Source organism: Nocardioides sp. zg-1230 (assembly GCF_013155335.1).
GTDB lineage: Bacteria > Actinomycetota > Actinomycetes > Propionibacteriales > Nocardioidaceae > Nocardioides.
Genome location: NZ_JABJQZ010000008.1, coordinates 1 through 22,723, shown reverse-complemented (window position 1 = coordinate 22,723; position 22,723 = coordinate 1). Strand labels below are relative to the sequence as shown.

General features: G+C 72.3%; 20 protein-coding genes. 14 read left to right on the top strand and 6 right to left on the bottom strand.

The genetic code is table 11. The features are described 5' to 3' along the window. Positions 1 to 4 precede the first annotated feature (4 nt). Positions 5 to 595, top strand: a complete 591-nt coding sequence (locus HOO61_RS19465; protein WP_172259188.1) for a hypothetical protein — start codon at positions 5 to 7, stop codon at positions 593 to 595. A 1-nt stretch (position 596) separates the two neighbouring features. Here HOO61_RS19465 and HOO61_RS19460 read toward each other — a convergent pair whose 3' ends face one another. Both HOO61_RS19460 and HOO61_RS19455 read right to left on the bottom strand, forming a co-directional pair. Further along, positions 597 to 1,814 carry an AAA family ATPase gene (locus HOO61_RS19460; RefSeq protein WP_367650157.1) on the bottom strand — a complete coding sequence of 406 codons (1,218 nt, stop codon included), beginning with the start codon at positions 1,812 to 1,814 and terminating at the stop codon, positions 597 to 599. A 22-nt stretch (positions 1,815 to 1,836) separates the two neighbouring features. Next, positions 1,837 to 2,901: a tetratricopeptide repeat protein gene (locus HOO61_RS19455; protein ID WP_172259189.1), complete on the bottom strand. Its 1,065-nt coding sequence runs from the start codon at positions 2,899 to 2,901 to the stop codon at positions 1,837 to 1,839. A 26-nt stretch (positions 2,902 to 2,927) separates the two neighbouring features. Here HOO61_RS19455 and dxr point away from each other — a divergent pair, with 26 nt between their 5' ends. From dxr to HOO61_RS19425, 6 genes are all read left to right on the top strand, one after another. Then, a complete protein-coding gene (dxr, locus tag HOO61_RS19450) occupies positions 2,928 to 4,025 on the top strand; it encodes a 1-deoxy-D-xylulose-5-phosphate reductoisomerase (protein WP_367650158.1) in 1,098 nt (365 codons plus the stop codon). Between the two features lie 30 nt (positions 4,026 to 4,055). Then, positions 4,056 to 5,402 carry an RIP metalloprotease gene (locus HOO61_RS19445; RefSeq protein WP_172259190.1) on the top strand — a complete coding sequence of 449 codons (1,347 nt, stop codon included), beginning with the start codon at positions 4,056 to 4,058 and terminating at the stop codon, positions 5,400 to 5,402. A 160-nt stretch (positions 5,403 to 5,562) separates the two neighbouring features. Beyond that, positions 5,563 to 6,714: a flavodoxin-dependent (E)-4-hydroxy-3-methylbut-2-enyl-diphosphate synthase gene (ispG, locus tag HOO61_RS19440; RefSeq protein WP_172259191.1), complete on the top strand. Its 1,152-nt coding sequence runs from the start codon at positions 5,563 to 5,565 to the stop codon at positions 6,712 to 6,714. Between the two features lie 59 nt (positions 6,715 to 6,773). Then, a complete protein-coding gene (locus HOO61_RS19435) occupies positions 6,774 to 7,625 on the top strand; it encodes a GNAT family N-acetyltransferase (protein ID WP_172259192.1) in 852 nt (283 codons plus the stop codon). A gap of 89 nt (positions 7,626 to 7,714) precedes the next feature. After that, positions 7,715 to 8,308, top strand: a complete 594-nt coding sequence (locus HOO61_RS19430; protein WP_216658895.1) for an RNA polymerase sigma factor — start codon at positions 7,715 to 7,717, stop codon at positions 8,306 to 8,308. Continuing rightward, a complete protein-coding gene (locus HOO61_RS19425) occupies positions 8,305 to 8,763 on the top strand; it encodes a hypothetical protein (protein WP_172259194.1) in 459 nt (152 codons plus the stop codon). The genes HOO61_RS19430 and HOO61_RS19425 overlap by 4 nt, the downstream gene beginning before the upstream one ends. 22 nt (positions 8,764 to 8,785) lie before the next feature. Here HOO61_RS19425 and HOO61_RS19420 read toward each other — a convergent pair whose 3' ends face one another. After that, positions 8,786 to 10,060 carry a S8/S53 family peptidase gene (locus HOO61_RS19420; protein WP_172259195.1) on the bottom strand — a complete coding sequence of 425 codons (1,275 nt, stop codon included), beginning with the start codon at positions 10,058 to 10,060 and terminating at the stop codon, positions 8,786 to 8,788. A gap of 79 nt (positions 10,061 to 10,139) precedes the next feature. On the opposite strand from HOO61_RS19420, the gene HOO61_RS25055 reads away from it, so the two are divergent. Beyond that, on the top strand, positions 10,140 to 12,725 hold the full coding sequence (locus tag HOO61_RS25055; protein ID WP_172259196.1) for a CHAT domain-containing protein: 2,586 nt from the start codon (positions 10,140 to 10,142) through the stop codon (positions 12,723 to 12,725). A 225-nt stretch (positions 12,726 to 12,950) separates the two neighbouring features. Here the strand turns inward: HOO61_RS25055 and HOO61_RS19410 are convergent, their stop codons facing one another. After that, a complete protein-coding gene (locus HOO61_RS19410) occupies positions 12,951 to 13,925 on the bottom strand; it encodes a hypothetical protein (protein ID WP_172259197.1) in 975 nt (324 codons plus the stop codon). Positions 13,926 to 14,045: 120 nt separating this feature from the next. On the opposite strand from HOO61_RS19410, the gene HOO61_RS19405 reads away from it, so the two are divergent. Next, the gene (locus HOO61_RS19405; protein ID WP_253942391.1) at positions 14,046 to 15,824 is read left to right on the top strand and encodes a proline--tRNA ligase; all 1,779 of its coding nucleotides are present in this window, start codon (positions 14,046 to 14,048) and stop codon (positions 15,822 to 15,824) included. Beyond that, complete coding sequence (locus HOO61_RS19400) at positions 15,821 to 16,534, top strand: HAD family hydrolase (protein WP_172259198.1); 714 nt, start codon at positions 15,821 to 15,823, stop codon at positions 16,532 to 16,534. The genes HOO61_RS19405 and HOO61_RS19400 overlap by 4 nt, the downstream gene beginning before the upstream one ends. Positions 16,535 to 16,809: 275 nt before the next feature. On the opposite strand, the gene HOO61_RS19395 is transcribed toward HOO61_RS19400, so the two are convergent. Together HOO61_RS19395 and HOO61_RS25050 are read right to left on the bottom strand one after the other, a co-directional pair. Then, positions 16,810 to 17,244, bottom strand: coding sequence for a ferritin-like domain-containing protein (locus HOO61_RS19395; RefSeq protein WP_172259199.1), 435 nt, complete (start codon positions 17,242 to 17,244; stop codon positions 16,810 to 16,812). Further along, positions 17,241 to 17,765: a hypothetical protein gene (locus HOO61_RS25050; protein WP_172259200.1), complete on the bottom strand. Its 525-nt coding sequence runs from the start codon at positions 17,763 to 17,765 to the stop codon at positions 17,241 to 17,243. Before HOO61_RS25050 ends, HOO61_RS19395 begins: the two co-directional genes overlap by 4 nt. Positions 17,766 to 17,881: 116 nt before the next feature. Here HOO61_RS25050 and rimP point away from each other — a divergent pair, with 116 nt between their 5' ends. The 4 genes from rimP (at position 17,882) to infB (ending at position 22,677) form a co-directional block, all read left to right on the top strand. Continuing rightward, positions 17,882 to 18,388 (top strand): ribosome maturation factor RimP, encoded by a 507-nt coding sequence (rimP, locus tag HOO61_RS19385; RefSeq protein WP_172259201.1) that lies wholly within the window; start codon positions 17,882 to 17,884, stop codon positions 18,386 to 18,388. Next, on the top strand, positions 18,388 to 19,371 hold the full coding sequence (nusA, locus tag HOO61_RS19380) for a transcription termination factor NusA (protein ID WP_172259202.1): 984 nt from the start codon (positions 18,388 to 18,390) through the stop codon (positions 19,369 to 19,371). Before rimP ends, nusA begins: the two co-directional genes overlap by 1 nt. Positions 19,372 to 19,424: 53 nt before the next feature. After that, positions 19,425 to 19,769: a YlxR family protein gene (locus tag HOO61_RS19375; RefSeq protein ID WP_172259203.1), complete on the top strand. Its 345-nt coding sequence runs from the start codon at positions 19,425 to 19,427 to the stop codon at positions 19,767 to 19,769. Between the two features lie 97 nt (positions 19,770 to 19,866). Beyond that, positions 19,867 to 22,677 carry a translation initiation factor IF-2 gene (gene infB, locus HOO61_RS19370; RefSeq protein WP_172259204.1) on the top strand — a complete coding sequence of 937 codons (2,811 nt, stop codon included), beginning with the start codon at positions 19,867 to 19,869 and terminating at the stop codon, positions 22,675 to 22,677. The last annotated feature ends 46 nt before the right edge of the window (positions 22,678 to 22,723 follow it).

Sequence of the window (22,723 nt, the reverse complement as noted above, 5' to 3'; positions counted from 1 at the left end):
GGGCGTGACCTGGTTCCGAGCGCCCAGCGACGACCACCCCGGCACCCTCAACGCCTGCTACAACGCCCTCGACATCCACGTCGTCCGCGGCCGCGCCGACGACGTCGCGGCGGACCTCGACGGCTCGGGGCGCACCTTTGCCTGGCTGCTCACCGAGGTCGCCGCGTGTGCCGGCGTGCTGCGCGCGTTCGGTGTCGAGGTCGGTGACCAGGTCGCGCTGGGGTCCGTGCCCCAGGGGGCCGGCGTCGTCGCCGTGCTGGCGGCCGCGCGTGTCGGCGCCCTGGTGCAGTACGACGACTCGGCCGGCGCGACCGGGAAGGTGGTCGTCCGCGGTGGCTCGGACGGTGTGGCGTTCGCGGTCGACGGAGAGGACCTCCCGTGGGACGTCGCGATGCGCGCCGGCCGCACCGACCCGGCCGGCTGCGCCGACGTACCCGGTGACGCGGTGCTGTCGCGGCACGGTCCGGACACGCTCACGGTCCTGGCCGCCCTCGGCGCGTCCGACGACCACGACCTGCCGGTGCCGGATGGCGCGACGCTCGTCGAGGTCGGTGGGTTGCGGTTCTGGTCGTTCGACGCGCCGCAGGCCGGCTGAGTCAGCGCCGCTTGCGCAGCCACTTCGCCAGGTCGTCGTACTCCCCGGACGCGTTGGCGTAGAGCGCGACGTTGCGCGCGGTCTCGACCCAGGGGCCGATCGACGGGCGGATCTCCGACAGCGCCCGGTCGAAGTCGGCCATCTGGATCATCCGGACCGTGCCGGAGCCGACCGACTCCATCAGGGCGTTCTCGGACGCCGACTCGCACAGGTGGGCGAGGTCGGCGCCGCTGAAGCCCTCGGTGGCCTTGGCGAGCCGCCGGGTGTCGATGCGCTCGACGGGCCGGTCGCGCAGGTGCGTGCGCAGGATCGCCTCCCGCGCCTCGCGGTCGGGCGGCAGCACCAGCAGCGTCCGGTCGAGCCGGCCCGGGCGGCGCAGCGCGGCGTCGACGTCCCACGGGTGGTTGGTCGCCGCGAGCACGAACACGCCCTCGTTGTCCGACCCGACGCCGTCGAGCTCGGTGAGCAGCTGGTTGACCGTCGTCCGCGCGCCGGAGCTGCGGTTGAGCGACCGCTTGCCGCCGATGGCGTCGAGCTCGTCGAGGAAGAGCACGCACGGCGCGGAGGTGCGGGCCACCTCGAACAGCTCCTTGACGTTGCGCTCGCTCTGCCCGATGTACATGTCGAGCACGTCCGCCAGCGACACGTGCAGGAACGACGCGCCCAGCTCGCCCGCAATCGCCTTGGCGAGGAACGTCTTGCCGCACCCGGGCGGCCCGTAGAGCAGCAGCCCGCCGCGCAGCGACTTGCCGTAGAGCGCGCGCAGCTCGGGGTTGCGCAGCGGGGCGAGGAAGCTGGCCTCGAGGCGCTTCTTGACCTCCGTCAAGCCGCCCACATCCGCCAGCCGCACCCCCGCCGCCTCGACGTCGTACGCCGCCGGGCCGGAGTCCTCGGTCGAGCCGTCGACGAACATCGGACCCACCGGCTCGCCGAGGTCGGACTCCGCGGCGTGCCAGTCGAAGGTCGACGGCTCTGCCGGGGAAGCCTCGTCCGAGGGTGTCGCAGGAGCTTCAGCCGGGGCGGCGCCCATCGCCCGCGCCATCAGCTCGCGCGCCTGGGTCGACGTCGGGTCCTTGGCGAGCGCGGTCGCGACGTGCTCGACCGCCTCGGCGCCCCGGTCGGCGTCGACGAGCAGCCCGGCCAGGTGCAGCCGCAGCGGCAGGTCGTCGGGGGCGGCGCGCACGGCGGCGGCCAGGCTGTCGATCAGGCGCTCGTCCACGAGCCCCACCCTAGGAGAGGCGTCAGCGGCCGCGCACGAGGTTGACGAGCGCCAGGACCACCCAGCCGACGACGCAGATGATGCCGACCGTGCGGAGGACCGCTGCCAGGACGAGGCCCGCGCCCGCGGCGACGGCGTACGGGGCGACGGACATGACCAGCACGGCGACCGAGAGCAGACCCAGCAGGGCGAGGAGGTACTTGCCCTGCCACTTCACGCGCCCGAACAGCCCGCGCCCCCAGCGTCCGACACCGCGCGGCAGGTCGCGCACCACGCGGCGCACCAAGACCGCCACCCCGCCGACGTACGCCGCTCCGACCAACAGGCGCGACCACCACGGGGCCTCGGTCACGAGCAGGACGCCGAGCACGACGACCGCGGCGAACAGCGACCACATCACCCGCCGGCCGAGGAGCAGGAGCACCGTGTCGAGGTTGTCGCGGACCTGCCGCTGCTGGGGGTCGCTGCTGACGGCACCGCGCAGCAGCCCGGCCGCCCGGCCGAGGCGACCGCGGTCCATCTCCGAGGCGGCGAGGTTGTTCTGCGCGAGCGTGTGCTGGGGGTCGAGCCCCAGCGCGTTGCGGAACGCCCCCTGGGCGCCCTCGTGATTGCCCAGCGCGTCGAGGCAGAGGCCGACGAGGTTGTGGGCGTCGGGGCTGTGCGGGGCCGCCTCCACCGCGCGCAGCGCCGCGTCGTAGGCGTCACGGACCCGCGGCCGGCGCAGGCTCAGCAGAGCGCGGGCGTGCTGGTAGTGCGAGGTGAAGTCGTGCGGCGCCAGCCTCAGCCCGGACTCCGCGGCCGTGACGGCGCCCGGACCGTCCTTGCGGTCGCACAGCACGTCGACGAGCACGTGGTGGGCGCCGGCGTGCTCCGGGTCGAGCGCAAGCGCGCTGCGGACGGCCTGCTCCGCCTCCGCGTGCCGGTCCTGGCGGTTGAGCGCCCGGGCCAGCCCCAGCAGGGCGCGGCCCGACCCGGGGTCGGCGGTCAGCACCTCGCGGAAGCGCTGCTCGGCCTCGGCGTCGCGGCGCAGGTCGAGCAGCTGCTCGGCATGGGCCAGCGCCCGCCAGTCCGCCCCGTCCCCGTCCACGGGCCCCATCCTGACAAACTGCTGGGGTGACTGCGCGCGACATCGTGATCCTCGGCTCGACCGGGTCCATCGGCACCCAGGCCCTCGACCTCGTGCGGGCCCACCCCGACCGCTTCCGCGTCGTCGGGCTGACCGCCGGCGGGTCGAACCGTGAGCTGTTCGAGGCCCAGGTCGCCGAGTTCGCGCCGACGTACTCCGGGCTGGGGGAGGAGGCCTCCACCGAGGCCGCCGGCCGGGCGTGCGACGTCGTGCTCAACGGGATCACCGGTGCCGTCGGGCTCCGGCCCACCCTCGCGGCGCTCGACGCCGGCACCACGCTGGCTCTCGCCAACAAGGAGTCGCTCATCATCGGCGGACCGCTGGTGAAGGAGCGCGCCCGACCCGGGCAGATCGTGCCGGTGGACTCCGAGCACAGCGCCATCGCCCAGAGCCTGCGCGCGGGCTCCGCCGAGGAGGTACGACGCCTCGTCCTCACCGCGTCCGGCGGGCCGTTCCGCGGGCGCACCGCCGCCGAGCTCGCCGACGTCACGCCCGAGCAGGCCCTCGCCCACCCCAACTTCGCGATGGGCCGGGTCATCACGACCAACTCGGCGACGCTCGTCAACAAGGGGCTCGAGGTCATCGAGGCCCATCTGCTCTTCGACATCCCCTTCGACCGCATCGACGTCGTCGTCCACCCGCAGCAGCTGATCCACTCGATGGTGGAGTTCGTCGACGGTGCCGTGGTGGCCCAGCTCGGGCTGCCCACCATGCTGGTGCCGATCGCGCTGGGGATGGGCTGGCCCGACCGGGTCCCCGACGCCGAGACGCCGATCGACTGGACGAAGGCCGCCGACTGGCGCTTCGAGCCCCTCGACGACGTGGTCTTCCCCGCCGTCACCCTCGCCCGCACGGCGGGGGAGCGCGGCGGCACGGCGCCCGCGGTCTACAACGCCGCCAACGAGGTCGCCGTCGACGCCTTCCACGAGGGCCGGCTGCGATTCCCCGACATCGTTTCCGCGGTGGCACACGTCCTTGACCGTCACGACGTACCATCGAAGGAGCACCTCACCGTCGACGACGTCCTCGCCGCGGACGCCTGGGCGCGAGCCGAGGCCGCCGCCCTCATCCGACGCCGCACCTGACGCCCTCACCCCAGAAGGACCCCCACGCACATGTCCGCCCTGCTCTACACCCTGGGTGTCGTCGCCTTCGTCGTCGCGATCCTCGTCTCGATCGGGCTGCACGAGTTCGGGCACCTGGTGCCGGCCAAGAAGTTCGGCTGCAAGGTGCCGCAGTGGTTCATCGGCTTCGGCCCCACCGTGTGGAGCAAGCAGATCGGCGACACCGAGTACGGCGTGAAGGCGATCCCGCTCGGCGGCTACGTCAAGATCGTCGGGATGCTGCCTCCGGGCGCGGAGGACCTCGTCGAGGAGACGACGTACGACGAGGACGGCGAGGCGGTGCACAAGGTGCGCCGCTCCAACACGGGCATGTTCACCCAGCTGATCTCCGACGCCCGCGCCGCCGAGTGGGAGTACGTCAAGCAGCACGACACCGACCGGCTCTTCTACCGCCTCGCGTGGTGGAAGAAGGTGATCGTGATGGCGGGCGGGCCGATGGTCAACATCGCCATCGCCTTCGGGCTCTTCACGCTGCTCTTCGCCACCTACGGCAACCCGCGCGACGAGGTCGTCGAGCCGGTCGTGGCCGCCGTGCCCGAGTGCGTGGTCCCGGTGGAGGACCAGGGCCGGGCCTGCACCGCCGACGACCCGCCCACGCCCGCCAAGGAGGCGGGGATCCGCCCCGGCGACGAGATCCTCAGCTTCAACGGCACGCCCTTCCGTGACTGGGACAGCTTCCAGTCGCAGATCCGCGCCAACGCCGACGGCGACGCCGTCATCGAGGTCAGGCGCGGCGACGAGCAGCTGACGCTGACCACCAACACGACCGTCACGCTGCGCCAGACGTCGATCGAGGACCGCACGCTCACCGAGGTCGGCTTCCTCGGCGTGCAGCCCGAGACCCACCTCGAGACCGGCGGCGTGCTCTACACCACGCAACAGATGGGGACGATGACCGTCGAGACGGTCAAGGCGCTCGGCCAGCTGCCCGTCAAGGTCTACGAGGTCGGCCGCGCCATCGTCGGGCTGCAGGAGCGCGACCCCGAGAGCCCCGTGTCCATCGTTGGTGGCGGACGCTTCGCCGGCGAGGCGGCGTCGGCCGAGTCCTTCCCGGTCATCGACAAGATCGTCACGCTGCTGTTCCTCATCGCGAGCTTCAACTTCTTCATCGGCATGTTCAACTTCGTGCCGCTGCTGCCGCTCGACGGCGGCCACATCGCGGGCGCCCTCTACGAGGGCCTCAAGCGCGGCCTCGCCCGGCTCCTCGGGCGTCCCGACCCCGGGCACGTCGACGTCGCCAAGCTGCTCCCGGTGGCGTACGTCGTCGGGCTTGCGATGCTGGTGATGGGCGTGGTGCTCATCGTCGCCGACATCGTCGTACCCCTGCGCCTGAGCTGACCCGACCAGCCCGCGGCTGTGCGGGTGGTCCACACCACTGGGCGATCGCCGGACACGGGCTGCCCGCTGTGGAATCGTGCGACGGGTGCCGCTGCCCGGGCGTGCGCGGGAGGCGTGCCCGAGCAGCGGCGTCCTGCTGCCCGGCCCGTACGATGGCGCCATGACTTCCGTCGGCCTGGGCATGCCTGCCCTCCCGCCCCCCGTCCTGGCTCCCCGCCGCAAGACCCGCCAGATCAAGGTGGGGTCCGTGGGTGTCGGCAGCGACTCGCCGATCTCGGTCCAGTCGATGACCACCACGCTGACCTCCGACGTGAACTCGACCCTCCAGCAGATCGCCGAGCTCACCGCCACGGGGTGCGACATCGTGCGCGTGGCGTGCCCCAGCCAGGACGACGCCGACGCGCTGCCGGAGATCGCGCAGCACTCGCAGATCCCCGTGATCGCCGACATCCACTTCCAGCCGAAGTACGTCTTCGCCGCCATCGACGCCGGCTGCGCGGCCGTCCGGGTCAACCCCGGCAACATCCGCAAGTTCGACGACCAGGTGAAGGAGATCGCCCGGGCCGCCAAGGACCGCGGCACCTCGATCCGGATCGGCGTGAACGCCGGCTCGCTCGACAAGCGCATCCTCGACAAGTACGGCAAGGCCACGCCCGAGGCGCTCGTCGAGTCCGCGGTGTGGGAGGCCAGCCTCTTCGAGGAGCACGACTTCCACGACTTCAAGATCTCGGTCAAGCACAACGACCCCGTCGTGATGGTGCGGGCCTACGAGCTGCTCGCCGAGGCCGGTGACTGGCCGCTGCACCTCGGCGTGACCGAGGCCGGCCCGGCCTTCCAGGGCACCATCAAGTCCGCCGTCGCCTTCGGCCACCTGCTCAGCCAGGGCATCGGCGACACCATCCGCGTCTCGCTCTCCGCGCCCCCGGTCGAGGAGGTCAAGGTCGGCCTCCAGATCCTGGAGTCACTCAACCTCAAGCCGCGCCGGCTCGAGATCGTCTCCTGCCCGTCCTGCGGTCGTGCCCAGGTCGACGTCTACAAGCTCGCCGAGGAGGTCACCGCCGGCCTCGACGGCCTCGAGGTGCCGCTGCGCGTGGCCGTGATGGGCTGTGTCGTCAACGGGCCGGGCGAGGCGCGCGAGGCCGACCTCGGCGTCGCCTCCGGCAACGGCAAGGGCCAGATCTTCGTCAAGGGCGAGGTCATCAAGACCGTCCCCGAGTCGCAGATCGTGGAGACCCTCATCGAGGAGGCCATGCGCATCGCCGAGGGGATGGAGCCGGTTGACGGCGCTGAGGCGACCGTCAGCGTCTCCTGACAGCCCCACCGGGTGGGACCGCTGGTCCCGCGCCCTTGCGCACCCCTAGGCTCACGAAGGTGCTGAGGACCCGCGAGCAGGTGCGCGTGCTGGGCCCGGAAGACCGGGACGCGTTCATCGCGCTCGCGGAGCAGGACCCGGTCGTCAACGTCTTCGCCGACTACCGCGCGCGCCTCACCAACCTCGACGAGCGGTGGCTCGGGGGACAGGTGTGGGGGCGCTTCGAGGGCGACCGGCTCGTCGCGGGGTGCCACCTGGGGGCCAACCTGGTCCCGGTGCAGTGCACTCCCGACGACGTGGGCGCGTTCGCCGACGTGGCGCTGCGCCGTCGCAACACGGTCGGCACCATCGTGGGCCCCGCCGACGTGGTGGCCGCGCTCTGGGAGATGATCGAGCCGCGCTGGGCCCGACCCCGCGAGTTCCGCCCCGACCAGCCGCACCTGGAGATGAGGCGGGTCCCGACGATCGCCGCGGACCCCCGCGTCCGGGTCACCACGCCTCGTGACCTCGACGTGCTCTACCCCGCGTGCGTGGCGATGTACACCGAGGAGGTCGGTGTCTCGCCCGAGAACGACGCCGGTGGGGGAGACCTCTACCGCGCGCGGATCCAGCAGCTCATCGGTCGCGGCTGGTCGATGGCGAGCTTCGACGACCAGGGGGTGGTCTTCAAGGCCGAGGTCGCCTGCGTCACGCCGTACGCCGCCCAGGTGCAGGGCGTGTGGGTCCGCTCCGACCGCAGGGGCGAGGGTCTCTCCACCAGCGGCATGGCGGCGGTGGTCTCGCACGTCATCTCCACCGGCCTGGCCCCGGTCGTCTCGCTCTACGTGAACGAGTGGAACACCCCCGCGCGGGCGGCGTACGCACGGGTCGGTTTCGAGCAGACCGCGACCTTCGCGACGCTGATGTTCTAGGCCGCACGACGGCGGTGAAAAACATTTGTCCGTCGTGTATCACACAGGGGTGTACGCGCACCTGAGCTGACATGGGGACAATGGTCACCATGTCAGAGGACCGAAGGACTGAGGGGCAGTCCGAGCAGTCACCGTGGGACATGGCCAGTGGGGCGTTCATCGCCTGGCGTTCGGGGGACGCCAAGGCGATGGACGAGCTGGTTGCCACGATGACGCCGATCCTGTGGCACGTGGTGCGGGCCTACGGGCACGACCGCCAGAGCGCCGAGGACGTGATCCAGGCGACCTGGCTCGGTTTCGTACGCCTCCACCGGACCATCGAGGACCCACAGGCGGTCGCGTCCTGGCTGATCACCTCAGCCAGGCGCGGCGCCGCCGCACATGCCCGGGCCGCGCGACGTGCGACCCCGGTGCAGGACGAGACGCTGCACGCCGCCCTCCCTGACGCGGAGTCGGCCGAGGCGCTCGCCGTGCTCGACGACGAGGCGTCACGGCTGTGGGGAGCCGTGGCCTCCGTCGACGAGCGCTGCCGCAAGCTGCTGAGAGTCGTGGCCTTCATGGATCGCCCCGACTACCAGTCGATCAGCCGGGACCTCGACATGCCGGTCGGGAGCATCGGCCCCACAAGGGCCCGGTGCCTGGCGAAGGTCCGGACCGCCCTGATGAAAGGAGGCGAGCGATGACTGATGGGGACGCCGCTCTCCTCGGAGACCTACGTGACATGTGGATGACCTACGACCCGCCGCCGCCCGGCCTCGTCGCGACGATGATCGCCGCCGTCGCTGCCGCCGACCTCGACGCGGAGTGGGAGATGCTCACCCTGGTCCGCGACTCGCGTGACGAGCCCGCCGCCCAGGTGAGGGGGCTCGCCACGTCGCGGATCCTCTACTTCACCGCCGCCGAGGGCTGGTCGCTCGACGCCGAGCTCGACGAGGGGCAGGTGCGCGGACAGCTGCTCGACTTCGACGGTGACATGGGGGCCGTCGAGGTCGTGGTGGAGACCACAGACGGGCAGAGCTGGGCCACCGGCCTCGACGAGGTGGGGTTCTTCGTCCTCACCGCCGAGCCGACCGGGTCGGTCCGCTTCACGGTGCGTGACGGCGACCGGTCGGCGACCAGCCGCTGGATCGAGCTCTGAACCAGTTCTCCGGAGCCACCCCTCACACGTAGGGGCGGCGCAGCTCCTTGACCGGCCCGATGGTCGGGTCGGAGTCGCGGACAGCGCGCTTCAGCACCGCCGTGCGGGCGTCCGCGGCGCTCACGCCGTGCTCGCTGATCTCGCGGGCGATCAGGCCGGCCACGAGCGGGGCCGCGAACGACGTCCCGCTCCACCGCGCCATCCCGGTGCCGAAGACCCGGACGTCGCCCTTGTTCGGGGTCTCGTGGCACGTGAAGGTCCCGTCGGGGAACGCGTTGACGTGGTTGCGGCCGACGACGTAGACGTCGGCCGACACGCCGAAGTTCGAGAAGGACGAGACCCGCTCGTCGCGGTCGAGCGACCCGACGCCGACGCACCAGTCGAAGGCGGCCGGCCAGAAGGGGGCGGCCCACGAGTCGTTGCCCGCCGCGGCCACCATGACGCAGTCGCTGCCCTTGAGGAGGTCCCTGTAGAACGCAGCGAACGCCTTGGAGGGGCGGTCGCGCCACGTGCGGCACCCGGCCGACAGGTTGATGACCTGCGGGTCGTGGGTCATCGCCTCCTCGAGCTGGAGCAGCATCTCCGACTCCAGGATGCCGCCGCCGCCGACGCCGTCGACCGCGAAGCCCTCGACGAAGATCCGGGTGCGCGGGGCGGCGCAGCGCACGACACCGGCGATGAAGGTGCCGTGGCCGGCGTAGGGCCGCAGGTGGGCGCCGTTGTTCTCGTCGTCCCCGTCGACCCCCTTCAGCCACGGCGTGCGGGGATCGGTGGCTGCGGGCGGGTGCCATCCGGTGTCCACGACGACGACGCTGACCTCGTCGCCCTTCTCCTGCGGCTCGATCGGTGGCCACGGATCGGTGAGGCCGGTCTCCTCGGGCTCGACGGCCGGGCACGCCGCCCCGCCACCTCCGCCCGGGGAGACGTGCACCCAGTGGTCAGGGGACGCGGCTCCGTCGGGCAGCCCAGCCTCCTCCAGCAGGTCGAGCACCTCCGGCACCGTCTCGCCCCCCTGACGCGTCGGCAGGACGTAGCGCACGAGGGCTCCGTCGAGCAGGCGGACGTCGTCGCGCCGCGGCGGCTCGGACAGGACGCCCTTGTCGAGGCGTGCCACCGCCTCCTCGAACACGTCGACGTCCTCGGCGTCCACCAGCAGGTGGTCGGGGTGGAAGAGGAACGTGAAGTCCGCCGGAGCCTCGGTGTCCCAGTGGACCTGTCCCTCGTTGGCCCTGCGGAGGTGCCGCAGCTGGTCGGTGGTGCGTCGTCGTCGGTCGTCGCCGATCTTCCAGTCGCTCATGCACCGACGCTAGCGGCGTGCGCGTCTCGGGCCGAGAGGTTTCGGAGAGTTTTCGACGTCGATCCGCGAGGATGGATGGGTGGATCGGGACGAGGCGGAGGAGCTGCTCCGCAACCTCTTCTCCGATCCGCAGTCGGCGCGCCGGATGGCGCAGGAGCTCCTCGTGCACGACCCTGACCCGGCGCTCGCCTCCATCGGGCACCAGGTCGTGGGCATCGTGCTGCGCGAGGTCGGCGACATCGACGGCGCGCTGGGCGAGCTGCGCGCGGCCCGGCGGCTGGCCCGGCACTCCGGCGACCCCGACCGCGCCGCCGAGGTCATGGCGACGCTGGGCACCACCTTGTGCGTGGTCGGTCGCATGCGCGACGGCCTGCGATACCTGGACGAGGCGTCGACCATGCTCGACGGCGTACCGCTCGCGCGGGTGCTCCACCGGCGGGCCTACGTCCTCGGCCACCTGCTCGCCCGGTTCGAGGAGAGTGCCGCAGACCTGAGGAGGGCCCGCGAGCTGTTCGCCGGATCCGGCGACCAGGTGTGGGAGGCGCGCGTGCTCAACCTCCAGGCCCTGGTCGAGGTCAAGCTCGGTGACGTCGGGTCCGCGGCGGACGGGTTCGCTCGCTTCGGCGAGATCTCCGCCTCCCTCGGCGACATGTACGGCGTGGCCGTCGCCGAGCACAACACCGGCTGGCTGGCCTTCGTGCGCGGCGACCTGCCGCGCGCGCTCCAGCAGTACGCCGCAGCGGCCGCGCTCTTCGACTCCCTCGGCGTGACGAGCGTCGACCTCGTCCTCGACCAGGTGGCTGCCTATCTGGCCGGCGGGCTCGCCCAGGACGCCCGCGCCGTCGTCGAGTCCGCCCTTGCCGCCCGGCCTCTCCAGCCGCGCGAGGAGGCGGACCTGCTCGTGGCGGTTGCGGGCGCGGCCCTCGCTGCCGGCGACCTGGACCGCGCCGCGGCGGCCGCCGACCAGGGTTCGTCGCTCCTGCGCGCACAGTCGCGGCACGTCCACCGGATGGATGCCGACCTCCTCTCGATCACCGCGCGTGACCGGGCCGGCGGCCGTGGCAGGCCCTTGCTCACCCGGGTGCAGCGCGTCGTCGACGGCATGCGCGAGGCCAGGGCGCCCCAGCTGCCGCATGCTCTCCTCGTCGGGGCAGGTCTAGCGAGCCGTGTCCGGTCCGAGCGCGCCGCGACGCTCGCGTCGGACTGGCTGGCCGAGGCTGCGTCCTACCGTCGTGCCACCACGGGTTCCGAGCGGGCCCTCGGCTGGTTGGCGCAGGCGCGGGCGCGCGACCTGGCCGGCGACCGGGGCGGTGTGCTGCGTGCGTGCGAGCTCGGCCTGCGCGCGCTGGACGAGCAGCAGGCGACGCTGGGCAGCCAGGAGCTGCGGGCCGGGTCCGCCGGTCACGGTGCTGCCCTGGCGGAGCTCGGCACGCGGACCGCGATGGCCGGCAGAGACGCTCGACAGCTGCTGCGATGGTCCGAGCGGTGGCGGGCCACGGCCCTCTCGACGCCCCTCCGGAGCGCTCGCCCCGACGAGGCGATCGCGGCCGACCTGGCTGCCCTCCGGGCCCAACGCCAACGCCTCGACCAGGCCCGCTCTGAAGGAGCGCCAGCCGATGCGCTCGAGGCGCGCGCGACGCGGCTCGAGCAGCAGGTCCGCCGGCGGCTCCTGCAGCAGCGGGGGTCGGGAGAGGCGGCGGCGGCCCTCGACGTGGGCGCGCTCCTCGACGCGCTCGCCGAGGACGACACCGTGCTCGTCGAGCTGACCGAGCTCGACGGCGTGCTGCACGCGATCGTGGCCGGCCGCGGGCGTGTACGTCGTCGGGTGGTCGGCGATGCCGCGGCAGCCGCCGCCGCCGTGGACTTCGCGCTGTTCACCCTCCGCCAGGCCGCGCGCGGAAGACGGGCGCAGCTGGACGTCGCCGGATCGCGGCTCGAGCGAGCCCTGCTGGGGAGTGCGCTCGCCGGGGTGAAGGGCGGGCACGTCGTCATCTGTGCCCCGGCTGCGTTGCAGAGCGTCCCATGGGGGTTGCTCCCGTCGCTGGCGCACCGACCGGTGACCAGCACGCCGTCGGCGCGGCTGTGGCTGCGGGCACGGGACTCCAGACCGGTCGACGACCGGCGGGTGATGCTCGTCGGCCCGGGTCTCGGGAGCGGCGGCGCCGAGGTCCCGGCCGTGGCGGCCGACGACCCGCATGCCCAGGTGCTCGACGGCGGGGAGGCGACGGTCGCGGCCGCTCTTGCCGCGCTGGACGGGGCCGCGCTCGCGCACGTGGCCGCGCACGGTCACTTCCGTGAGGACAGCCCGCTGTTCTCCTCGCTCACCATGGCCGACGGCCCCCTGCTCGTGCACGACCTCCAGGGCCTCGAGCGACCGCCGCACCGGGTCGTGCTGTCGGCCTGCGAGTCGGGCGTCATGCAGCCGGTCGGCGACCAGGAGCTTCTCGGCCTGGCGGCCGCGCTGTTGTCCATGGGAACCGCCGGCGTCGTCTCGAGCCTCGCCGAGGTCGACGATGCCGCCACCGTCGAGGTGATGGTCGCGCTCCACGCCCGGCTGCGCCAGGGCGGCGGGCTCGGCGACGCGATGCTCGCCGCCCGCGAGGCGGCGGCCGGCGATCCCGTGCTCGCCGCTACCGCCGCGTCGTTCACCGTCCTGGGGACCTGAGGGTCACGCGCCGCGCCCGCCGATGGTGGCGGCACATCGCACGCGGAGGGCCGCTGGACGTGCGATCTGCCGCCACCATCGGGTTCGTGCGAGCAGAGGTGGCGGCACATCGCGGGCGGAGCGCCGTCGTACCTGCAACCTGCCGCCACCCCGGGAGAGGCCGCCGCCCACGGTGGCGGCGTACGACATCAGTTTCGCGCGCCCGGATGTCGTACGTCGCCAGGATCAGGGCGTGCGGACCTTCACCGGGTCCGTCGCGTTCTCGCAGGCGCCGAGCGTGCAGCGCACGGTCGCGGACTTCCGCTTCCCGTTCACGTCGAGGAGCACGGTGCCCGGCGACTCCCACCCCCAGCTGCCGAACCAGTTGGTGGTGTACGTCGCCAGCCGGGTGCCGTCGACCTCGCGCAGGTGGATCTCGCCGGGGCCGAGGCCGTCGGTCAGGATGTGGAAGGTGAGGATCTCCGTGCCGTCGGGGGAGATGGCGGCGACCCTGTCCCGGCACGACCTCCAGACGGTCACCTTGGGACGGCTCAGTCGCGCGAGTCGCATGCATCCACCGAGGTAGGGGTCCTTGGTGTAGGTGACGAGCAGGTCGTGCTCGATGCTCGCGGTGCCGGTGATCTTCCGCGTGAGGGGGCGGCGCACCTCGTCGCGCGCGTAGTTCCACCAGAAGGTCCGCGTGGCGGTGCGAACCAGCACCTTCGCGCCGTCGGCCGCAACCACCTCGGGCCAGTGGCGGAACGCCCGCGACCCGGCCACCGCGCCGGTGATCGGTGACCACACCGTGACGGCGGCGCGTGACCTGCCGGTGTCGGGGACACCGAGCAGGGCGCTGCCGTCCTCGCTCACCTGCACGATGGCCGGGTCGATGTCGCGCAGGACGGTGCGGACGGTGCCGTCCGGCGTGAGGTGGACGACCCGACCTCCGCGCTGCTCGCCGACGCGGTTGGTGCGGTGGGTGCCCACCATCCAGCCGCCGTGCGACCGGCCGATGATCCGGGCCTCGGTACCGGGCAGCTCGATGCGCTGCGCGCCGTCGACGAACACGCCGCCCTCGACGTGCGGGATCGCGATGTCCGCGCCACGCGTCAGCTGCTGCGGCTGGAGCTCGACGGTGGGTGCGGCGGCCTGGGCGGGCACGGTGAGCGCGGCTGCTGCGGAGAAGACGGTGAGGAGCGTGAGGGCGAGCGAGCGACGCATGATGGTCCCCCCTGTGAAGTGCTGTCGTCGAGGAGACGTCGCGGGCCCGCCACAGGTTGCCTGAGACTCTGGACGAATCTGGTTCGCGACGCCTGCGACCCCACCCCTATCGTTGCGCCCATGACCGGCCGCATCCTCCGCATGTCGACCCTGTTCGTGCGCACCCTGCGCGACGACCCCAACGACGCCGAGGTGCCGAGCCACAGGCTGCTCGTCCGCGCCGGCTACATCCGCCGCGCCGCACCCGGCATCTACACGTGGCTCCCGCTCGGCCTCCGGGTGCTGCGCAAGATCGAGGACATCATCCGCCAGGAGATGGACGACATGGGCGCCCAGGAGCTGTCGTTCCCGGCGCTGCTCCCCAAGGAGCCCTACGAGTCGACCGGCCGTTGGGCCGACTACGGCCCCAACATCTTCCGGCTGCAGGACCGCAAGGGCGGTGACTACCTCCTCGGCCCCACCCACGAGGAGATGTTCACCCTCGTCGTGAAGGACCTCTACTCGTCCTACAAGGACCTGCCGCTCTCGATCTACCAGATCCAGACCAAGTACCGCGACGAGGCGCGGCCCCGCGCCGGCCTGCTGCGCGGGCGTGAGTTCGTGATGAAGGACTCCTACTCCTTCGACGTCGACGACGCCGGGCTGGAGGTGTCCTACCAGAAGCACCGCGACGCCTACATCCGCATCTTCGACCGGCTCGGCTTCGAGTACGTCATCGTCAAGGCGACGTCGGGCGCCATGGGCGGCTCGGCGAGCGAGGAGTTCCTCGCCAAGGCCGAGGTCGGCGAGGACACTTACGTGCGCTGCACGCACTGCGACTACGCCGCCAACGTCGAGGCCGTCACCGTGCCCGCCCCGCCCGCGGTGCCGTACGACGACGCTCCCGCCGCGCACGCCGAGGACACCCCCGACACCCCGACGATCGACACCCTGGTCGACCACCTCAACGCGGCCTACCCGCGCGACGACCGTCCGTGGGCCGCCGGCGACACCCTCAAGAACGTGATGGTCGTGCTCAAGCACCCCGACGGCACCCGCGAGCCCCTCGCGATCGGCGTGCCCGGCGACCGCGACGTCGACCAGAAGCGTCTCGAGGGCCAGCTCGAGCCCATCGAGGTCGAGGCCATGGACGAGGCCGAGTTCGCGAAGCACCCGGCACTGGTCAAGGGCTACATCGGTCCCGAGGTCCTCGGTGAGGAGTCGAAATCCGGCATCCGGTTCCTCGTCGACCCGCGCGTCGTCGAGGGCACCCGCTGGGTCACCGGTGCCAACGTGCCGGGCTCCCACGTGCTCGACCTCGTCGTCGGACGCGACTTCACGCCCGACGGCACCATCGAGGCCGCCGACGTGCGCGACGGCGATTCCTGCCCCAACTGCAGCGAGGGCACCCTGGAGTCCGCCCGCGGTGTCGAGATGGGCCACATCTTCCAGCTCGGCCGCAAGTACGCCGACGCGCTGGGGCTCAAGGTGCTCGACGAGAACGGCAAGCTCGTCACCGTCACGATGGGCTCCTACGGCATCGGCCCCTCGCGGGCCGTGGCCGCGATCGCCGAGGGCACGCTCGACGACATCGGCCTGTGCTGGCCGCGCAACGTCGCCCCCGCCGACGTACACATCGTTGCCGCGGGCAAGGACGAGGCGGTCTTCTCCGCAGCCGAGGTGCTCGCCCAGGACCTCAAGGCCGCCGGCGTCGAGGTGCTCCTCGACGACCGCACCGGCAAGGTCAGCCCGGGCGTGAAGTTCAAGGACGCGGAGCTGATCGGGGTGCCCACGATCGTCACCGTCGGCCGCGGCCTGGCCGACGGCAACGTCGAGGTCCGCGACCGCCGCACGGGTGAGCGCGAGGACGTCGCCGTCGGCTCCGCGGTTGCCCGGATCACCGAGATCGTCCGGTCGTGATCGAGGCAGTCATCTTCGACTGGGGCGGCACGCTGACCCGGTGGCACGACGTGGACTTCCACGCCGAGTCCCTGGCGCTCGCGGAGGCCGTCCGTCGTACGCCCTCGCCCGACGACGACCACCACGCCCACGCCGAGCGCCTGCACCGCGCGGGCGACGTCGTGTGGGGGCGCAGCCGCGACCACCAGCAGAGCGCCACCATCGCCGACCTCTTCGCCGAGGCGGGGCTCGACCACGACCCCGACCTGCTGAGCGCGTACTACGAGTTCTGGGAGCCGCACACGCTGACCGATCCGGAGGTGAGGCCGATGTGGGAGGAGCTGCGCGCGTCGGGGATCAAGGTCGGCGTGCTGTCCAACACCGTGTGGCCGCGTGAGTGGCACGTGGGCTTCTTCGAGCGCGACGGGGTGTACGACCTCGTCGACGGGGACGTCTACACCAGCGAGGTCCCGTGGACGAAGCCGTCCCCGCTCGCCTTCGGCGCCGCGATGGAGGCCGTCGGGGTGAGCGACCCGGCCGCCTGCGTCTACGTGGGGGACCGGCTGTACGACGACGTCTGGGGCGCCCACAACGCCGGGCTGCGGGCGATCCACGTCCCGCACAGCACGATCCCGGTCAACCAGGTCGGGCACACCGAGGGCGAGCCGGACGCGACGGTCACTTCGCTGAGTGAGATCCCCGCCGTCGTACGGCGTCTCGACGCCACCTGACGGGCCGGTCGGAGGGGTCCTGAGCGTGGGACTTCTGCAACTTCGTGCGTTGCAGGAACATGCAAGCGGATCCTGCTTTCGGATCTGCCGGATCGAATGCATGATTGTGCATGTCGCTCCACCACCCCCACAGGTTGGGCGACACAGGGTGATGCTGACCAACCCCACGGAGCGGTCCGCGTCCTCGGCCTTTGGGAGAGATCTCGGGACTTTCCCAAGGGTTGAGGCCGCGGGCCGCTCTTCCTGTGTCCGGGCCTTTGTCCTCGCAGCGTGCGTCAGGGACCGTCGAGCTCGGGCGCGCCCGGCCACGTCTCGGCCGTCCCCCCCAGCTGGAGCTGCCACATGGCCGACCACGTCGCCTCGGTGAGCGCCCACTCGCGCACCGAGCCGCTCGACCGGGCGACGAGCGCGAGGAGCACCTCCACGCTCCCGGCCTCGATGTCTGCCGCCGCTCGCTCGATCTGCGCGGGGCGGAGCAGTGGGCCGTCGAGGTCGTAGACCACCTCGGCGGCGACCGGGTCACCGCCGGCGTCGCGCACCATGAGCCGGAGCTGGTCGCGGCGGGCCCGGTGGCGGCGGTAGCCGGCCGTCAGGGTCTCGAGGAGCGCCGGCGAGGTCGCCTGTGACGTCCGTGCGCCGAGCACGCCGTAGGTGTAGAGCGCGGCGTGCTCGTCGGCCAGCGTCTCCTGGAGGGCGTCGAGGACGGTCACGTGACCTCCCCGGCGGCGGAGACGCCGGGCGGAGCGGCGAGCACCGCCCCGTGCTGGGCGGTGGAGGCGGCGATGCTGGCCAGCACCCGGGCGAGGTCGCCGCTGGCCGCGCCGACGCAGCCGCGGCGCACCTCGCGCAGCAGGCGCTGCTCCGAGCGACGTACGACGGTCAGCGCGCGGGCCCGGTCGCCCGCGATCGTGGGCGGCGCCGGGGCGGGGACGTCGGTGTCGGCGACCGCGCCGGCGAGCACCTCGAGGTGGGCGGCGTGCGACGTCGCGACCGGCTCGAGGACCGGCGTCAGCCCGGGAACCGCCAGCGTCGCCGCCTCCACCACCGACCGGGCCCGGACCAGCTCCGCGACGACCGCGGCCACGAGCTCGGAGTCCTCCGGCGGGGGCGGCGTCGGGTCCGCGGAACCGTCGTCGCGAGCCGGCGGGTCGATGTCGCAGGCGGCCGCCGCGAGCGGGGCGAGCAGCGCCGCGCCCACCGTCGTACGACGGGTCAGCGGGCGTCCGGGCACCCCCGAACCCTATCCGCCCCGCGAGCCGGTCCGGACCGGCCACGGGTGTTTGTCGCGGCCCACCCGAAGGCGGCTATCGTGGTCCTCGGACAACTACACAAGGAGGTCGCAACCCGATGAGCACCCCCCACCAGGACGCCACCCGGGACCGCATCGAGGCGGAGCTGGTCGACCCCTTGCGAGCGATGGCGCTCGACGTCGAGGCCGTCGAGGTGACGCCCGCCGGCAAGCGCCGGGTGCTGCGCGTCGCGGTCGACAAGGACGGCGGCGTCACCCTCGACGACGTCGCCGACGCGACGCGCGAGGTGTCGCGCGTGCTCGACGAGTCCGACGTCATGGGCGAGATGCCCTACACGCTCGAGGTCACCTCGCGCGGCGTCGACCGGCCCCTCACCCTGCCGCGCCACTGGCGCCGCAACGCTGACCGCCTCGTCAAGGTCACGCTCACCGACGGGTCGAGCCTCACCGGCCGGATCCTGTCCTCCACCGAGGAGTCGGTGACCCTGGACGTCTCCGGCAAGCAGCGCGAGGTCGCCTACGCCGACGTGGCCAAGGCGCTCGTGCAGATCGAGTTCAACCGCAAGACCGACAAGGCCGGGACGACCGGCGAGAAGGACGACTGATGGACATCGACCTGAGCATCCTGCGCATGCTGGAGCGGGAGAAGGAGATCTCCTTCGAGGTGCTGGCCGAGGCCATCGAGCAGGCCCTGCTCACCGCCTACCAGCGCGCGACCGAGTCCTCGCGCCCCGCGCGGGTCGAGCTGGACCGCAAGACCGGCCACGTCACCGTCTGGGCACGCGAGCTCGACGAGGACGGCACGGCCGGCCCGGAGTACGACGACACCCCCCAGGGGTTCGGCCGGATCGCGGCGACGACCGCCAAGCAGGTCATGCTGCAGCGGCTGCGCGACGCCGAGGACGAGAAGACGTTCGGTGAGTTCTCCGGCAAGGAGGGCGACATCATCTCGGGCACGATCCAGCAGGGCCGCAACCCCGACGACGTCATGGTCGACCTGGGCAAGCTCGAGGCCATCCTGCCGATCAGCGAGCGGGTGCCGGGGGAGAAGTACGTCCACGGCGAGCGCATCAAGTGCCTCGTGACGTCGGTCCGCAAGGGCATGCGCGGTCCCCAGGTCACCCTGTCCCGGTCCCACCCGACGCTGGTCAAGAAGCTCTTCGCGCTCGAGGTGCCCGAGATCGCCGACGGCACCGTCGAGGTCGCCGCCATCGCCCGCGAGGCCGGTCACCGCACCAAGATCGCGGTGCACTCGACCGTCCCCGGCGTCAACGCCAAGGGCGCGTGCATCGGTCCGATGGGCCAGCGGGTGCGCAACGTGATGAGCGAGCTGCACGGCGAGAAGATCGACATCGTCGACTGGGCCGAGGACCCGGCCGAGCTCGTGGCCCACGCCCTCTCCCCGGCCCGGGTCACGGCAGTCGAGATCGTCGACCTGGCCGCCCGCTCGTGCCGCGTCGTCGTGCCCGACTTCCAGCTCTCGCTCGCGATCGGCAAGGAGGGGCAGAACGCCCGCCTCGCCGCTCGCCTCACCGGCTGGCGCATCGACATCCGCTCCGATGAAGCTCCCGCCCCCGGCGCGGGCTGAGGCGAAGCGCCCAGTTCGTAAACCACTGGCCGCACCGGCTAGAGTGGAGGTCAGTGGCCACCACGTCTGACAACCCTGCGCCCGGACCCGTCCGGACCTGTGTGGGTTGCCGGACGAAGGCCGCTGCGAGCGAGTTGCTGCGTGTGGTCGCAGGCTCGGACGCCGAGGGCAGACCCGCCCTGGTGCCCGATCCGGACCGCCGGGCACCCGGCCGCGGGGCGCACGTCCACCCCACGCCCGAGTGTTGGCAGCTCGCGGTGCGACGCCGAGCGTTTCCCCGAGCACTCCGCTCGGGGGTCTCGCTCGCCGGCGCGCCGGTGGAGGACTACCTCGCCTCGCTGCACCACTTTTCCGATCCACAGCACGACCGACCAGAAACTGGAGCACGCAGCTCATGAGCACTCGATGAGTAACTCGTAATGAGTGTGCACACCCACTAGCTGTTCCGTTTCCCCTCCTTCTGGGGTCACGGACCAGAAGGAGTAGTAACCAACCGTGGCAAAGACCCGAGTCCACGAACTCGCCAAGGAGTTCGGAGTCGAGAGCAAGTTCGTTCTCGAGAAGCTCAAGGAGATGGGGGAGTTCGTCAAGTCGGCATCGTCGACTGTCGAGCCGCCCGTCGAGATGCGCTTCAAGAAGCAGTACGGCGACGAGCTGAAGGCCGCAGCGGCCTCGGCGCCCGCCGAGACCGCTGCGCCGGCCGAGAAGTCGGCCGCCAAGAAGGCCGCGCCCAAGCCCGGCCCCAAGCCCGCACCGGCACCCGCCGCCACCGAGGCCCCTGAGGCCCCGGCCGAGGCACCCGCCGTCGAGGCCCCGGCTGAGGCGCCCGTCGCCGAGACCGCGGCTCCGGCTGCCGAGCCGGCAGCGCCCGCCGCCAAGCCCGGCCCGAAGCCCGGCCCGAAGGCACCTGCCGCCGAGCCCAAGGCCCCGCCGGCCGAGCCCGAGGCGCCTGCTGCCCCGGCCGCGAAGGCCCCGAGCCCGGCACCTCGCCCCGTCGGTCGCCCCGGCGCACCGCGTCCGGGCAACAACCCGTTCGCCCCCAGCCAGGGCATGGGGCAGCGCCCCGCCCCGCGCACCTCGAGCGGCGACGACAACCGCCCGCCGCGTCCGCCGGCCGGCGGCGAGGGACGTCCCGGCATGCCGCGTCCCAACCCGGCGATGATGCCCAAGTCCCCGGCCGCCTTCGGCAACGGTCCGGGCGCGCGTCCGGCCCGTGGTGGCCCCGGTGGCGGTCCCGGCCGTCCGGGTGCCCCCGGTCGCGGCGGTGCCCCGGGTCGTCCCGGTGCCGGTGCCCCCGGTGGCGCTCCCGGTCGTCCCGGCGGCTTCGGCCCGTCCGGTGGCGGTCGTCCCGGTGGCGGTCGTCCCGGCCAGCGCGGCCAGACCCAGGGTGCGTTCGGTCGCCCCGGTGGTCCGTCGCGCCGCGGTCGCAAGTCGAAGCGGGCACGTCGTCAGGAGTTCGAGGCGATGGACGCCCCGACCCTGGGTGGCGTGCGCGTCCGCAAGGGCAACGGAGAGACGGTCCGGCTGCCTCGTGGTGCGTCGCTGACCGACTTCGCCGAGAAGATCAACGTCGACGCGGCCGCCCTGGTCCAGATGCTGTTCTCGCTCGGCGAGATGGTCACCTCGACCCAGTCGGTCGGTGACGAGACGTTCGAGCTGCTCGCCGAGGAGCTCAACTACGTCGTCCAGATCGTCTCCCCGGAGGACGAGGACCGCGAGCTGCTCGAGACGTTCGACCTCGAGTTCGGTGCCGACGAGGGCGACGAGGCCGACCTGGTCGTCCGTCCGCCGGTCGTCACGGTCATGGGTCACGTCGACCACGGAAAGACCAAGCTCCTCGACGCGCTGCGTGACGCCAACGTGGTCGACAAGGAGGCCGGTGGCATCACCCAGCACATCGGTGCCTACCAGGTCCACACCGAGGTCGAGGGCGAGGACCGTCGCATCACCCTGATCGACACCCCCGGTCACGAGGCGTTCACCGCCATGCGTGCCCGTGGTGCCCAGGCCACCGACATCGCGATCCTCGTGGTCGCGGCCGACGACGGCGTGATGCCGCAGACGGTCGAGGCGCTCAACCACGCGAAGGCCGCCGAGGTCCCGATCGTGGTCGCGGTCAACAAGATCGACAAGCCCGAGGCCGACTCCACCAAGGTCCGCGGCCAGCTCACCGAGTACGGCCTGATCCCCGAGGAGTACGGCGGCGACGCGATGTTCGTCGACGTCTCGGCCAAGGCCGGGCTCAACCTCGACAAGCTGCTCGAGGCCGTCGTCCTCACCGCCGACGCCTCGCTCGACCTGCGGGCCAACCCCGACCAGGACGCCCAGGGCCTCGTGGTCGAGGCGCACCTCGACCGCGGTCGCGGTCCGGTCGCCACGGTCCTGGTCCAGCGCGGAACCCTGCGCGTGGGCGACTCGATCGTCGCCGGTCCGGCCCACGGCCGCGTCCGCGCGATGCTCGACGAGCACGGCAACGAGATCACCGAGGCCGACCCGTCGCGTCCGGCGATGGTGCTGGGTCTCTCGGCGGTGCCGGGTGCGGGCCAGAACTTCATCGTGGTCGAGGACGACCGCATGGCCCGCCAGATCGCCGAGAAGCGCGAGGCACGTGAGCGGGCGGCCATGCAGGCCAAGCGTCGCGTGCGCCGCAGCCTCGAGGACTTCATGGCCTCCATGGAGAAGGGGGAGAGCCAGGAGCTCAACCTCATCCTCAAGGGCGACGTGTCCGGTTCGGTCGAGGCGCTCGAGGACGCGCTGTCGCAGATCGACGTGGGCGAGGAGGTCTCGCTCCGCGTGATCGACCGCGGCGTCGGTGCGATCACCGAGACCAACGTCGACCTCGCCGCCGCCTCCGACGCCATCATCATCGGCTTCAACGTCCGCCCGCAGGGCAAGGCGAGCCAGATGGCCGACAAGGAGGGTGTCGAGATCCGCTACTACTCGGTCATCTACCAGGCGATCGAGGAGATCGAGGCGGCCCTCAAGGGCATGCTCAAGCCCATCTACGAGGAGTCGACCCTCGGCCAGGCGGAGATCCGCGAGATCTTCCGCTCGTCCAAGGCCGGCAACATCGCGGGCTGCATGGTCACCTCCGGCCTCATCCGCCGCAACGCCAAGGTGCGGGTCCTGCGCGACGGAGCGGTGGTGGCCGACAACCTCGACCTCGCCTCGCTGCGCCGCGAGAAGGACGACGCGTCCGAGGTCCGCGAGGGCTTCGAGTGCGGTCTGGTGCTCCGCAACTTCCAGGACATCAAGATCGGCGATGTCGTGGAGGCCTTCGAGATGCGCGAGATCCCGCGCAGCTGATCACCGAGCGGGCACTTGCTCGCGCTGGACAGAGCCGACCGGGCGG